Annotated in this window: 13 protein-coding genes; 10 read left to right on the top strand and 3 right to left on the bottom strand. The window is 72.2% G+C overall.

Annotated elements, in window-relative coordinates; genetic code table 11:
• Positions 1-16: 16 nt before the first annotated feature.
• Positions 17-2,359, top strand: coding sequence for a helix-turn-helix transcriptional regulator (locus CI089_RS05290; RefSeq protein WP_094260562.1), 2,343 nt, complete (start codon positions 17-19; stop codon positions 2,357-2,359).
• Here the strand turns inward: CI089_RS05290 and CI089_RS05285 are convergent.
• A complete protein-coding gene (locus tag CI089_RS05285; RefSeq protein WP_179223234.1) occupies positions 2,266-3,450 on the bottom strand; it encodes an MFS transporter in 1,185 nt (394 codons plus the stop codon). The genes CI089_RS05290 and CI089_RS05285 overlap by 94 nt on opposite strands.
• Positions 3,451-3,628: 178 nt before the next feature.
• Here CI089_RS05285 and CI089_RS05280 point away from each other — a divergent pair, with 178 nt between their 5' ends.
• The 6 genes from CI089_RS05280 (at position 3,629) to CI089_RS05255 (ending at position 11,087) form a co-directional block, all read left to right on the top strand.
• A complete protein-coding gene (locus CI089_RS05280) occupies positions 3,629-6,871 on the top strand; it encodes a DUF7507 domain-containing protein (RefSeq protein WP_179223233.1) in 3,243 nt (1,080 codons plus the stop codon).
• A gap of 190 nt (positions 6,872-7,061) precedes the next feature.
• A complete protein-coding gene (locus CI089_RS05275) occupies positions 7,062-8,372 on the top strand; it encodes a hemolysin family protein (protein ID WP_179223232.1) in 1,311 nt (436 codons plus the stop codon).
• Between the two features lie 76 nt (positions 8,373-8,448).
• Positions 8,449-9,714, top strand: a complete 1,266-nt coding sequence (gene nhaA / locus CI089_RS05270; protein ID WP_094260558.1) for a Na+/H+ antiporter NhaA — start codon at positions 8,449-8,451, stop codon at positions 9,712-9,714.
• Positions 9,715-9,827: 113 nt separating this feature from the next.
• On the top strand, positions 9,828-10,382 hold the full coding sequence (locus tag CI089_RS05265; protein ID WP_256977518.1) for a MarR family winged helix-turn-helix transcriptional regulator: 555 nt from the start codon (positions 9,828-9,830) through the stop codon (positions 10,380-10,382).
• Positions 10,383-10,456: 74 nt separating this feature from the next.
• Positions 10,457-10,708 carry a hypothetical protein gene (locus tag CI089_RS05260; RefSeq protein WP_143738902.1) on the top strand — a complete coding sequence of 84 codons (252 nt, stop codon included), beginning with the start codon at positions 10,457-10,459 and terminating at the stop codon, positions 10,706-10,708.
• Positions 10,709-10,769: 61 nt separating this feature from the next.
• Positions 10,770-11,087, top strand: a complete 318-nt coding sequence (locus CI089_RS05255) for a DUF7882 family protein (protein ID WP_023953900.1) — start codon at positions 10,770-10,772, stop codon at positions 11,085-11,087.
• 30 nt (positions 11,088-11,117) lie between these two features.
• On the opposite strand, the gene CI089_RS05250 is transcribed toward CI089_RS05255, so the two are convergent.
• Positions 11,118-11,462: a DUF7882 family protein gene (locus tag CI089_RS05250; RefSeq protein ID WP_094261247.1), complete on the bottom strand. Its 345-nt coding sequence runs from the start codon at positions 11,460-11,462 to the stop codon at positions 11,118-11,120.
• Positions 11,463-11,551: 89 nt separating this feature from the next.
• Here CI089_RS05250 and CI089_RS16390 point away from each other — a divergent pair, with 89 nt between their 5' ends.
• From CI089_RS16390 to CI089_RS05240, 3 genes are read left to right on the top strand one after another with little or no spacing between them, the layout of a single operon-like run.
• Complete coding sequence (locus CI089_RS16390) at positions 11,552-11,692, top strand: hypothetical protein (RefSeq protein ID WP_179223231.1); 141 nt, start codon at positions 11,552-11,554, stop codon at positions 11,690-11,692.
• A gap of 10 nt (positions 11,693-11,702) precedes the next feature.
• Positions 11,703-12,566: a transposase gene (locus CI089_RS05245; RefSeq protein WP_094260556.1), complete on the top strand. Its 864-nt coding sequence runs from the start codon at positions 11,703-11,705 to the stop codon at positions 12,564-12,566.
• Positions 12,567-12,575: 9 nt separating this feature from the next.
• Positions 12,576-13,049: a glutaminase gene (locus tag CI089_RS05240; RefSeq protein ID WP_094260555.1), complete on the top strand. Its 474-nt coding sequence runs from the start codon at positions 12,576-12,578 to the stop codon at positions 13,047-13,049.
• A 35-nt stretch (positions 13,050-13,084) separates the two neighbouring features.
• Here the strand turns inward: CI089_RS05240 and CI089_RS05235 are convergent, their stop codons facing one another.
• Positions 13,085-14,128, bottom strand: coding sequence for a YihY/virulence factor BrkB family protein (locus tag CI089_RS05235; RefSeq protein ID WP_094260554.1), 1,044 nt, complete (start codon positions 14,126-14,128; stop codon positions 13,085-13,087).
• Between the last annotated feature and the right edge of the window lie 52 nt (positions 14,129-14,180).

Genomic DNA, 14,180 nt, shown 5'->3' with positions numbered 1-14,180 from the left:
CGTTAGCATTCCAGCCATGGCACCCCTGCGCGCGCCGGTGCGCCTGGATCGCCCGCGTCTCCTCTCGGCGCTCGCGTCGCCTGCGCCTCTCGTCGCCCTGCTCGGGCCGGACGGGGCGGGTGCGACGACGCTGCTGCGTCAGTTCGCGGAAGGACGCGACGACGTCACGTGGGCCGGAGACGGGCGGATCCCCGACGAGGTCTCGGGAACGCTCATCGTCGACGACGGCGACTCGCTCACTCCCGACGTGTGGGAACACGTGCGGCGGCTGCGGGCGACGCGGCCGGGGCTGATCGTGCGGCTCGCCGTTCGCAGCGCACGCGCCGTTCCGCTGGCCTGGGACGTGGAGTGGGTGCGCGATCTCGGGTTCACCCTCGACGAGACGATCGCGTACGTCGCGGCGCGCGGCTCCCACCTGGATCCGCGCGCGGTCCAGCTGGTGACGGGCGGACTCCCCGCGGCCGTCGTCGCCGTCGTCGAGGCGAACGTCATCGACGCCGCGGCGGTTCAGCTCGTGCTCGCGCGCCTCGCACCGCATCCGTTGCCCGCCGCGGCCGCACCCCTGGCCGTGCCGGAGTTCCTCACCCCCGCACTCGTCGCCCAGCTCGGCGGGGACGACGAGGTCATCGAACGGGCCGAACGGGCCGGTCAGGGCGAATGGCGCACCGACGATGGCACCTTGGTCTTCGCGTTCACCGCGCCGATCCGCGCCGCCACGCTCACCGCCACGCGCATCCCGGCGGACGAGCAGCGTGCCATCCGGCATCGAGCCGCCCGCGCCCTGCTCCGGGAGGGCGCCGGGCTCGGGGCGCTCGTCGAGGGAGCCGCGGCCGACGCCCTCGACATCGTCGACGCGGCGCTGCGCCGTGACGGGCTCAAGCTTCTCTGGGGGAACGGCGCCCGCATCGCCGCCGCCCTGCGGCCGATCCCGCTGCTGCAGCTGCGCCGCTGGCCCGTCATCGCCCTCGCGCAAGCGCTCATCCTCAACGCCCGCCGCGAGCACCGCGTGCGCGCCGCCGAGCTGCTGGGGGTGGCTCTGCTCGGGGTGCAGACCGGCCAGAGCGAACCGGCCGATCGCGCACTGCTGCGGGTCGTCGAGTCGGTGGCGCGGCGCCTCACAGGAGTGGGAGACCGCGGCGTCCGTGCCGCGCGCGCGGCGACGCGGATCCTCGACGAGCTGCCGGCAGCCGATCTCGAGCAGCTGCGCGGACTGCGGGGCGATCTCCACGCGCACGCAGCGATCAGCCTCCTGTACGGCGGCGATGGCGAGGCGGCGAGCGATCAGTTCGAGCAGGCGCTCGCGACGGCGATCCGGCCCAGCGTCGAACTCCTCGCCACCGGCGGGCTGGCGCTCATCCAGGCCGAGGCGGGTGAGCTGCCGGCGGCGCAGACCTGGGTGGATCAGGCGCTCGCGCGGCCCTGGCCCGACGACATCCTCAACGAGTATCAGGGCAGCATGCTGCGGATCGCCGAGAGCCGGCTTGCACTCGAACGCGGTGATGCCTCCGCCGCGGAGGCCGCTGTCGCGACCATCTGGCCGATCATCGACACGATCGAGCACTGGCCGGCGCTCGCCGGCGCGCGAGCGTGGGCCGACGTGTCGGCGGGTCGGCCCGCTGAGGGACTCGAACGGCTGCGATCGCTGCGGTCGCGGCGAGGAAAGAGGATGTCGGCGGGCTCGCCGGCCGCGCGCATGCTCGATGCCACCGAGAGCATGCTCGCCCTCGCCGCGACGGACCTGGCGGCAGCGCGACGGCTCGTGTCGCGCGCATCCGACCCGTCCGAGGTCACCCTCGCCGCCGCCCGCGTCGCCGTCTTCGACCGTCAGCACGAGCGTGCCCTGAAGCTGCTCAACGCCGCCGCCGCGCGCACGCCCCGGCAACGGACCGAGGCCGCTGCTCTCGAGGCGATCCTGCTCCACCGCCTCGGGCGGGCGGCCGAGGCCCGAGCCGTGGCACGCCGCACCGCTACGCTCGCCCGCACCTACGGTCTGAGGACCCCGTTCCTCATCCTCCCCGCCGATGGGCGCGACCTGTTCGCGGGCGACGTCGACGACCTGCCCGCCCCGATCGTGATCGCCGGGGTCGCCCCGCAGCTCACGACGAGGGAGAGCATCGTGGCTCGGCATCTCGTCGACACCGCGAGCGTCGAGGAGATCGCTGCGCGGCTCCACGTCTCGGTCAACACCGTCAAGTCGCAGCGGCGCTCCCTGTACCGCAAGCTCGGCGCGTCGTCGCGCGAGGAGGCGGTCGCCGCCGCCCTCGCCTACGGGCTCCTCACGGGCGTCGAACCGACCCGGGCGATGACGGCGGTCGACGCGAGCGCCGACACCGCCGCCACGACGAAGAGAGCGCCGTAGGAGCCGGAGCCGAGGAACAGCACGAGCCCGGCGAGCGCCGGAGCCAGCGTCTGCGGCACGATCGTCGCGAGGCCCAGCACGCCGAGGTCTCGCCCGGAGTCTCCCGCGGACGGGAGCACGTCGATCATGAGGGCCAGGTCGGCGGCGAGGTACACCCCGCGTGCCGCCCCGCCCACGACGGCGAAGGCCACGAGTCCCGCGACGCCGGGTGCGGCGAGCGGGATCAGCAGGGATGCCGCGAGGATCGCGCTCGCCGCGACGACCCAGGGCACGCGCCGCCGGATCCAGAGCGCACCGGCGACCGAGCCGCCGATCAGACTGACGATGTGGAGGGCGATGACGAGGCTCGCGGTCCGGCCGGCCTCGTCGACCGAGGCGCCGGTGGTGTCCATGACGATGTAGAGCAGGTATCCCATGACCAGCTGATGCCCCAGCACGAGGCAGAACCGAGCGGCGAAGACGATCCGGAGGTTTTGCGACCCCCAGGCCTCGCGGGCGGGGATGCGAGCGATGCTCCCGGTGATCGACCGGTCGGGGTTCGCGATCACGAATCCGATCGATGCGACCACCAGCCCGCCGGCCAGGGCGAGGTATACGAGCTGGGGGTTCGCCACGCCCAGTCCTGCGCCGGCCGCTCCGGCGGCGAGGCCGCCTGCGGCGCCCATGCCGAAGAAGGCCGCGGCGCGGGGGCGGCGGGCAGGTTCGACCCGGTCGGCCAGCACGGCGTCGAGCGGAGCCTCCAGGACGTTCAGCAGCGGCTGGAGCACGATCCAGCCCAGCGCGACGGCCCACACCGATTCGGCCTGGCCCAGTGCCGCCATCACGGCCGCGCTGCCGCCCGCGCCCGCGAGGATCCAGGGGGCGCGCCGTCCCCACCGTGAGCGCGTGCGGTCCGACATCGCGCCCGCGAGCGGATGGACGACGAGGGTGAGCAGCGACGACGCGGTCAGCACGACGGCGAGCACGGCGTCCTTGTTCGCGGCATCCGCACGGGCGATCTGAGCCGGGACGAGAACTCCCGCGACACCGCCGTAGACGGCGTTCAACGCGAGCGCGGCGATCAGCAGCGACCAGAGGAGCCGGGTGTGCACCAGAGCATTCTGGTGCGCGCCGACCGCCAGCGCGAAGCGGGGATGAAATCCGAGGTGAAGTTCCCGGTCTCGGCGCGTCGCCGAGCGTCGGCCACCGCCAAGGTCGAGCGCGACGCGCATTCGCCGCGCTCGCACGGTCGCTGCCCGAGCACCGTGCCTCCTGAGCCGAAGGAAGACCGTGAAAGACCTGCGCCCGGATTCACCACCCCCGCGACGACGTCGCGCCCGCAACGCCACGAGGGGCGTGCTCGCAGCAGCCCTCTCATCCGTCCTCGCCCTCGGCGGCTCCGTCGCCGCTCAGGCCGTGGAGTCGGACGTGCCGCCGTCGCCGAACCCGGCGCTGAGCGAGCGATGCGAGATGAACTTCGCGATCAGCGTCGACCTGTCCAACTCGGTGACGGATGCGCAGCTCGCGCAGACGCGCTCCGAGCTGGCCGGGTTGGCACAGGCTCTCGAGGGATATCCCATCGAGCTCGCCGTGCACAACTTCGCGTCGAACGCTCCCGCCACGAGCGGCGCGTCGAACAGCCCCCTGCCGCTGACCTCCCTCGCCGGCGAGGCCGGCGTCGCCGCCGTCGGTGCCTACGTCAACGGCATCCAGCGGCCGGCCAGTGCGCAGGGCGGCACGAACTGGGACCGCGGCTTCGCCGCCGTGACCGCATCGCCGGAAGACTACGACGCGCTGATCCTCCTCACCGACGGCAACCCGACCCAGTACGGCAGCCCGGCGCGCGGACCCGGCAACAGCACCGACCGCGCCGTCATGGACGCCTCCGTCCGCAGCGCGAACGAGCTCAAGGCGACGGGCACCCGGATCGTCCCGATCGGGGTGAGCGACAACCTCTCCGGGCAGGCTCTGGCCGACTTCCGGGAGCACATCCGTCAGGTCTCCGGCCCGACGGAGGGCTCCGACTACTACATCGCCGGGTTCTCCGCCCTGCAGCGCACGCTGATCGACATCGTCAACGAGAACTGCGTCTCCATCGCACTGGAGAAGAGCGGCGTCCTCGCGGACGGGGATCGCGGAGTCGCCGGAGACACCGTCGACTACGCCTTCACGATCACGAACGACGGCGGCGTGACACTGACCGACGTGACGCTCGCCGACCCCAAGCCGGGCCTGTCGTCGATCCGCTTCGGAGCATGGCCGGGTGCGCCCGGCGTGCTCGACCCCGGTCAGTCGGTGACCGCCACGGCGACCTACACGGTGACGGATGCCGATGTCGCCGCGGGGCGCATCGAGAACGTGGCGACCGCGACCGGGACGCCGCCCGCCGGTGCCCCCGTGTCGGACGAGGCGCCCGCGCTGGTCGCGCTGCCCGATCCGGTTCCCGCGATCTCGCTGGAGAAGAGCGGCGCCCTGGACGGCGACGCGATCGCGTACTCATTCACCGCGACCAACACCGGCGACGTGACCCTGACGGACGTCGCCATCGCCGACGTCCTGCCGGGCCTGTCCGAGATCACCTACGGCGCGTGGCCGGGTGCCTCGGGGGTGCTCGCGCCCGGGCAGTCGGTGACCGCGACGGCGACGTACGCGCTGACGCAGGCGGACCGTGATGCGGGAGTCGTCGAGAACACGGCCACCGTGGTCGGCACGCCTCCCACGGGCGACCCCGTCACCGACGAGGACGACTTCGACCTGCCCCTCCCGCCGAACGCCGGCATCTCGCTGGTGAAGACCGGCGTCGTCGACGGTGATCGGATCTCTTACGAGTTCCGTGCCGCGAACACGGGCGACGTCACGCTCTCGGCTGTCTCGATCGCCGACGTCCTGCCGGGCCTGTCCGAGATCACCTACGGCGCGTGGCCGGGTGCCTCGGGCGTGCTGGCGCCCGGGCAGTCGGTGACCGCGACGGCGACGTACGCGCTGACGCAGGCGGACCGTGATGCGGGAGTCGTCGAGAACACGGCCACCGTGGTCGGCACGCCTCCCACGGGCGACCCCGTCACCGACGAGGACGACTTCGACCTGCCCCTCCCGCCGAACGCCGGCATCTCGCTGGTGAAGACCGGCGTCGTCGACGGTGATCGGATCTCTTACGAGTTCCGTGCCGCGAACACGGGCGACGTCACGCTCTCGGCTGTCTCGATCGCCGACGTCCTGCCGGGCCTGTCCGAGATCACCTACGGCGCGTGGCCGGGTGCCTCGGGCGTGCTGGCGCCCGGGCAGTCGGTGACCGCGACGGCGACGTACGCGCTGACGCAGGCGGACCGTGATGCGGGAGTCGTCGAGAACACGGCCACCGTGGTCGGCACGCCCCCGACGGGCGACCCCGTCACCGACGAGGACGACTTCGATGCGCCGGTGCCGCAGGCTCCCGGCATCCTGCTCGAGAAGTCCGGCGCGCTCGAGGGCGACGTCGCGACCTACACCTTCGTCGTGCGCAACGCGGGAGACGTCACGCTTCGCGACGTCTCCGTCACGGACGCCCTGCCGGGGCTCTCCGCCGTCGTCTACGGGGAGTGGCCGGACGCCGCGGGCGTGCTCGCCCCCGGCCAGTCCGTCACCGCGACCGCGACGTACACGCTGACGCAGGCCGACCGTGACGCGGGCGTCGTCGACAACACCGCGACCGCGACGGGCACCCCGCCCGTGGGCGACCCGGTGACGCACGACGACGAGTTCGAGCTGCCGGTTCCGCAGGCTCCCGGCATCGCGCTGGTCAAGACCGGCGTGCTGGAGGGCGGCGAGCTGACGTACAGCTTCACGGCGACCAACATCGGCGACGTGACGCTGACGGATGTCGCGATCGCCGACGAGCTGCCGGGTCTCTCCGACCTCGCCTACGCCGATTGGCCCGGCGTGGCCGGTGTGCTCGCCCCGGGCGAATCGGTGACGGCCACGGCGACCTACACGCCGACGCAGGCCGACCGTGACGCGGGCGTCGTCGAGAACACGGCGACCGTGGTGGGCACCCCGCCGACGGGCGACCCGGTGTCCGACGACGACGAGTTCGACCAGCCGTTGCCGCAGGGGCCCGCGATCGCGCTGACGAAGACGGGCGAGCTCGACGGCGACCGCATCCGCTACGCCTTCACGGTGACGAACACCGGAGACGTCACGCTCCGCGGCGTCGCGATCGAGGACGAGCTCCGCGGGCTGTCGGAGGTCGTGTTCGGCGCCTGGCCGGGAGCGCAGCACGTGCTCGCACCCGGTGAGTCGGTGACCGCGACCGCCGTGTACGCGGTGACCGCGAGCGACCGTGCCCTCGGCGCAGTGACCAACACCGCGACCGTCACGGCGACCCCGCCGGCCGGCGACCCGGTGTCCGACGACGACACCGTCCGCACCGCGGTGGGCGCGCTCGCCGCGACCGGTGCGGGCAGTGAGCAGCTCATGCGGCTCGCTCTGTTCGGCGGTCTGACGATCGTCCTCGGTGCGGCCGCCGTGACGCTGCGCCGCCGGACGCGCGCCTGACAGCCGCCGGGGCCCCTGCGACGTACCCGACGTCGCGGGGGCCCCGGCCCGTGTCAAGCCTTCAGCGGATCCCGAGCGGATGCCGCTACCTTTATGCGATGACGCATCGAGCCTCGAAGGCCTCCGACTCCGACAGTCCCGGCGCCCGGGTGACCCCGGGCGCGCCCCCTCTCGCGAGCGAGGTCGGCCGGTGAACGGCGACCTGCTCCTCAACATCGTCCTCGTCGTCGTCTTCGTGCTCATCGGTGGCGTCTTCGCCGCCACGGAGATGGCACTCGTCACCCTCCGTGAGAGTCAGGTGAACGCGCTCGCGCTCCGCGGCAAGCGCGGCGAGAAGGTCGCCGCGCTCGCGCGGAACCCCAACACGTTCCTCTCCGCCGTGCAGATCGGCGTCACGGTCGCGGGCTTCGCCTCGGCTGCGTACGGCGCCTCGTCGATCGCCCCCTCGCTTGCCCCGCTGCTCGTGTCGTGGGGGCTCTCCGGCGCCGCCGCGATGACGGTGGCGACGATCGTCCTGACGCTGATCATCGCCTACCTCTCGCTCGTGCTCGGCGAGCTGGTGCCCAAGCGCCTCGCGATCCAGCGCAACGCCGCCTTCGCGTACGCCGTCGCTCCGGTGCTCAACGGCTTCGCGAAGCTCATGCGCCCGGTCATCTGGCTGCTCTCGCTCTCGACCAACCTGCTCGTGCGGCTGCTGGGCGGTGACCCGAACAAGACCGGCGAGGAGCTCAGCGACGAGGAGCTCCGCGACATCGTGTCGAGCCACGAGGGGCTTCCCGAGGACGAACGGCGCATCCTCGACGATGTCCTCTCGCTCCGCGACCGTCAGCTGAGCGAGGTGATGCGTCCGCGTCCCGAGGTCGTGTCGCTGCCGGGCGGCGAGACGGTCGGCGCGGCCGCCGCGCTCGTTCGCGATCTGCCCTACTCGCGGTATCCCATCATCGATCAGACGATCGACGACGTGGCCGGGTTCGTGCACGTGCGCGACGTGCTGGATGCCGCGGGCACCGACGACACGCAGCCGCTCCAGTCGATCGTGCGGCCGATCCGGTACTTCCCCTCGACCGCGCGCCTGCTGCCGACCCTCACCTCGATGCGCGCGGAAGGCAGCCAGATCGCGGTCGTCGTGGACGAGTACGGCGGCACCGACGGCATCGTGACGCTCGAGGATCTGGTCGAGGAGGTCGTCGGCGAGATCGTCGACGAGTACGACACCGAGGCGATGCCGCATCCGCTCGCCGGTGACGGCGGACCGGTCGACGGGCGGCTGAACCTGCAGGACTTCGAGGAGGCCACCGGTATCTCGATCCCGCGGGGGACGTCCGACACGGTGGCCGGATTCGTCATCGAGCAGCTCGGGCGCCTCGCGCGGGTCGGCGACCGGATCGAGGTCGACGGCGCGACGATCGAGGTGACGCGGCTGGATCGTCGTCGCATCGCGGAGCTGCACGTGGCGCGCGCGTCGACGCCGGGCCCCGCGACCGAACCTGCCGAGGAGTAGGCTGTCCGTCGGTGTGTCGGGAAGTCTGGTCGACAGGGCCGGCGCGACCGCCGGCGAAAGACGAGAGGTCCCCCGCATGTACGACGCTCTGCCCCGCCGAGCCCGGCTGCGCCGCTGGCTGTCGCGTGAGACGACGGGCGGCGCGCTGCTCCTCGCCGCTGCGGCCCTCGCGCTGATCTGGGCGAACTCGCCTCTCGCCGCCTCCTACACCGCGCTGTCGGAGTTCACGATCGGGCCCGCGGCCCTGCACCTGGACCTCTCGCTGTCGACGTGGGCCGCGGACGGGCTGCTCGCGCTGTTCTTCTTCGTCGTCGGCGTCGAGCTCAAGCACGAGTTCGTCGCGGGCAGCCTCCGTCGTCCGCGCGAGGCCGCGGTGCCGGTGCTGGCGGCGGTCGGCGGGATGCTGCTCCCCGCGATCCTCTTCACCGCCGTGATCCTCGTCTCGGGCGACACCGAAGCGCTGCGCGGGTGGGCGATCCCCACCGCGACCGACATCGCGTTCGCGCTCGCGGTGCTGGCGATCTTCGGGCGGGGTCTTCCGCCGGGGCTGCGCACGTTCCTGCTGACGCTCGCGGTCGTCGACGACCTGCTCGCGATCCTGATCATCGCGATCTTCTACACCGCGACGATCCACATCGTGGCGCTCGCGGTGGCGCTCGCGACCGCGGCGGTGTTCGCCGTCGTCGTCCGGCAGCGATGGGCACGGTGGTGGATGCTGCTGCCGCTCGGGCTCGTCGTGTGGGGCTTCCTCCATGCGTCCGGCGTGCACGCCACGATCGCCGGGGTGCTGCTCGGGTTCGCCGTCCCGGCCCGGCCGGTGCACGGCGAGAGCGTGGCGCGCACCGACACGTACGACGACCTCGTGCGTCCGTTCTCCTCGGGCATCGCGCTGCCGGTGTTCGCATTCTTCGCCGCGGGCGTCAGCGTCGTCGGAACGAGCGATCCCCTCGCGGTCGTCGCGCAGCCCGTCGTCCTCGCGATCGTCGTCGGCCTGGTCGTCGGCAAGGCGGCCGGCGTGCTCGGGACGACCGCGCTCGTCACCCGCACGACGCCCCTGCGCCTGCCGGGCGGAGTCGGGATGCGGGACCTGCTGCCGATCGGACTGCTGTGCGGGATCGGGTTCACGGTGTCGCTGCTCATCACGGGCCTGTCCTTCGCCGATGGCGTCCACACCGACGGCGCGCGGCTCGGCGTGCTCCTCGGGACGCTGCTGTCGGCCGCCGGGGCCGCGCTGCTTCTCACCCGGAGCGCTCGACGCGCCCGGGCAGCAGCCGCTGGTGCGCCCGCCGCGCACACGATCGATGGCGACGGGCCGGCGCTGGGGTACGACCGCGACGAGTGATCGACGACCGCGACGTACGTGTTTCGGATCATCCCGTCTCATGGATGGGCGATCGCGTCAATACCTCCGCGTGCGACGTGCGTGGGGCCCCGCCCGCGTCTTAGGATGCCGAAGTGCCCGATGTCCCGACGCCCACGCATTACTGGTATCCGTCGGACTCGGACGATCCGGGGACTCCTCGCGAGCGCGGCATCGCCGTGCTCCAGGCGTTCCGGCTCTATCGCGCCGCGGAAGCGGCCATGCGCCGCCGCACCCGGGACTCCATGTCGATGGGCGAGAACGAGCTGCTCGTGCTCCGGTACCTCATCAAGGCGCACGGCGAGGGGCGCCTCGTCGGACCGACCGAGCTCTCCCGGTACCTCGGCATCTCGACGGCCTCGACGACGGCGCTGATCGACCGGCTGCAGAAGTCGGGCCACGTCACCCGTCAGGCCCACCCCAGTGATCGCCGCAGCGTCCATGTGGTCGCGACCGAGAAGTCGGACGAAGAGGTGCGCGAGACCCTCGGTCGGATGCACGAGCGCATGATCGCCGCCGTCGACGGGATGTCGGCGGAGGAGGCGCGCATCGTCATCGCGTGCCTCGGACGCCTGCAGCAGGCCGTCGACGAGGTCGACGCCCATGCGCCCGATCCGCGCGCCGCCCAGGCGCGCAGCGACCGCGCCTGACAGGTAGCTAGTCACCGGAGAAAGCCCGCGAATTGACATTCGTCAAGCCGGGAACCGCGTGACACGATGGGGACATGTGTTCCCTTCCGGTGACCCCGACCGAGGAGCGCTTCTCCATCGAAGGCCAGGTGGTGACGTCGTTCTCGGGCGTCGTCGCGCGCCTGGCGGCCGCGCATCCGTCCCTCGCCGTCGTCGACGTCGAGCGGGTCGTGCTGCGCGAGTGGGAGGCGTTCAGCGCCAGTCGTCCGGTGGTGGTTCCGATCGGCGTCGAAGAGGGTGCCGCCGAGATGCTCGCGGTCGAGACCTCGGCTCAGATCGACGGCTGACGGATCGCGCGCCGACGGTCCGTCGTTTATCGGACCGTCTGTTGCGCGTTAGGCTCACTGCGTGGGCCGATTCATCTACGACACGCTGGGGAACTCCGTCGAGATCGACGACCGGACTCTGGCGCACCTGCGCATCGTCATCATGAACAAGCTGCGCCGTTCCGAGCCGTTCATGTTCGACATCGATCTGCCCCGCGGGGGTGAGCGTCGCAGCTACTGGATCCACCCGTCCGTGCCGCTGCAGTTCCACTTCTCCGGCAGCAGGCAGCCGCGCATCAACCGCCACTGGGTCGAAGAGCTCATGCAGGTCGCCAGCGGCCCGGCTGGCCTGACGATCGTCCCCGAGCCGGCCGAGGACGGCGCGCCCGAAGTCGGCTGAGCGGGCCCGCCCGCTCAGCGCTGCGGCCGGTCAGGACGCGGCGTCGTTGCCCGTCTTCGCGATCGTGTCGGGGTCATCGACGTGCTCGGTGACCACCATGATGCCGCCGGACGAGTTCGCGGAGTTCGCCATCTCCTCGACCCATTCGCGGCTGAGCGTCGTCGGCTCGGGATCGTCGAAGGCGAACCGGAGCGGGATCGAGGGGTGCAGCCAGATCGTGCTGCGTCCCGTGGGCTCGCCGTCGGGGTGTCGCCATGAGAGCGTGAAGCTCTCGCCGCGCCGCAGTTTGGTGGCGATGACCACCTTGAGGTGCGCCAGCGTGCGGTCTTCGATGTGGATCGGCGATGCGCCGTCTCCGTAATAGATGGTGCCCACGAGCACCACATTAAACCGCCGCGGGACGAACCCCAATCTCATTGTCAAGGGCTCGACGCTCCGTGGATAGCGGAGAAAAGTTGAAGCCGATGACAATCGATCCCCGCCCCGACGACGAGCTCGAGCCGAAGACCGGCGGCTCGCTCGACGACGATGTGTTCGCGGATCTGCCGGCCTTCGACGTCGTCGACGGCGAACTGCTGCCGCGCGCTCCGAAGCGCGGTCGGTGACAATGGCGGGATGACGGCGAACGGGGCGCGGACCGGCGGCGATGCGGACGACGAATTCGACGCGGTGGCCGCTGAGCTGCTGGTCGTGGCGCCCGCGGACTTCGTCGCAGCCCGCAACGCTCGCGCGAGCGAGGCCCCCGGGACGCTCGGCACGCGCATCCGCGGGCTGCGCAAGCCGACGGTCGCGGCATGGGCGGTCAACCTGCTGAGCCGCGACCCGTCCTTCCGAGAGGCCCTCGAGCTCTCCGCAGCGCTGCGTGAAGCACAAGACGACCTCGACGCGGCCGAGCTCGCCCGGCTCGGCAAGCAGCGGCGGGCTCTGGTCGCGGCGCTGGCCAGACGATCCGCCGACCTGGCTGACGACCTCGGGGTCTCGCTGTCGGCGGCGGCGCGCGACGAGGTGGAGCGCACCGTCAACGCGGCCATCGTCGACGCGGTCGCGGGTGCGGTGGTCGGAGCGGGCCGGCTCGTGCGCACTCTCGAGCCGGGGGCGCTCGACTCCGAGACGCTGGCGGATCGCGTCGCGGGTTCTATCCCCGGCGTTCCCGACGCCCCCGCGAGGCCCCGGGATGATCTCGCCGAACGGCGCGCACGACGTGAGGCGGAGAAGCGCAGGCGCGAGGCGCAGCGCGAGGCGAGCGAAGCCGGCCGGGTACTGGCGCGCGCGGAGGAGCGCCGCTCGAGCGCCCGGGAACGGGCCGACAGGCTGCACGAGCGGGCCGAAGAGCTCCGGCGTGACCTCGCGCGGGTGTCGGAGGACGCCGAGCGGGCCGACGCCGCGGTCGACGACCTCGACCGCGCGGTCGCGTCGGCCCGCGAGGCGCTGGCGGCGGCGGAGCGCAAGGTGCGCGCGGCTGACGGTGACGGTCAATAGCATCGAGGGATGCCGGATGCTGCGACCGCACTCATCGCCGACGCCCGCCGTCGGCTGATCGGCGTTCCCCGGGAACGACTCGGCGTCCGCAGCGAGGGGCGCCGTCTGCTCGGCTTCGGCCGCGCCGCCCGCATCCTGCCGGTCGGGGATGCGTGGCATCTCGGGGTCCTGCTCATCGCCGACGATGAGGTGTTCGCGACCGGCGAGCTGCTGCGAGCCCGAGCCGAGGCGATCCGCGGCTACACCGCCGAGGCGCAGCGGGCCCGGTCCGAGCGTGCGGCAGCGGCGTTCCGCGGCGGCTTCGCCGAAGGCGAGCCGGTGCACCTGGACTGGTCGCCGATCGATCTCGATGTCGTCGACGCCGGCGGGGCGTCGGGGCCGCTCGCGCGTGCCGACGACGGGGTCGTCACCGTCGCGTTCGCCGCGGGAGCCCGGATGCCGCTGGCCTCGTACCTCGACGACCGGATCGCGCTGCTGCCCTGACGCGATCTCGCCCGGGCAGCAGCGCGGCGACGACCTCAGTCGTCCGATTTGCCTCCCGTCGCGCGCAGGCGCCGCGCCTCGGCGCGCTCCTCGGACTCCTGCTTCGCGGTCTTCTCGATACGGGTGGTATCGCGCGGCGGCAGCTGGATCGTCTCCTCCGCGGGCATCCCGGCCTGCAGTTCGCGTCCGCGCTCGAGCTCGGCGTCGAACTCCGCGCCGAACAGGAGGGCGAGGTTCGTGATCCACAGCCACAGCAGGAAGACGATCACGCCGGCGAACGACCCGTAGGTGCGCTCGTAGTTCGAGAAGTTCGCGACGTAGATGCCGAAACCGGCGGTGGCGATGGCGAGCACGACGATCGCGATGACGGCGCCCGCGCTGATCCAGCGGAACTTCGGCTGCTTCGCGTTGGGGCCGAAGTAGTAGAGCACGGCGACGAGCAGGACGACGATGAACGCGAGCACGGGCCACTTGGCGATCTGCCAGATGAGCACGGCCGTGCTGCCGAGGCCGATCGCGTCGCCGATCGCTTCGGCCACGGGGCCGGAGACGACGAGAAGGACCAGCGCGACGACGACGAGCGCGACCGCGAGCAGGGTGACGCCGAGCTGCTGCGGCTTCAGCTTGATGAAGGGGCGTCCCTCGTCGATCTCCCAGATCCGGTTCATGGCGCGGCTGAATGCGCCGACGTAGCCGGATGCCGACCACAGCGCCAGGACGATACCGGAGATGAGGGCGAAGCCCGCTGCGGGCGAGGTGGCCATCTCCTCGATCGGGCCGCGCAGGGTGTCGGCGGCCCCGCCGGGCGCGACCTGGCCGACGATGTCGAGCACGGCGTCGGCCGCCTGCTGTCCCTGCCCGATGACGCCGAGGAGTGAGAACACCGCGAGGAGGCCGGGGAACGCCGACAGCACCGCGTAGTAGGTGAGCCCGGCGGCGAGGTCGGGGCACTGATCGCGGCTGAACTCGCGGACCGTTCGTTTCAGCACGTGCTTCCACGAGGGTTTCTCGACGTCGGTGATGGAGTCGGGCTTCGCGGGGTGCTCGGGGTCGAGCCCGGCGGTTCTCTGGTTGCTCATGTCTCTCCTGGGGTCGTGCGCGCTGCGGGGTGGTCGGCGGCGGCGGGAAACG

Source organism: Microbacterium sp. Yaish 1, assembly GCF_002245215.1.
GTDB lineage: Bacteria > Actinomycetota > Actinomycetes > Actinomycetales > Microbacteriaceae > Microbacterium.
The sequence above is the reverse complement of the archived record's forward strand: the minus strand, read 5'-3'. Positions and strand labels throughout refer to the sequence as shown.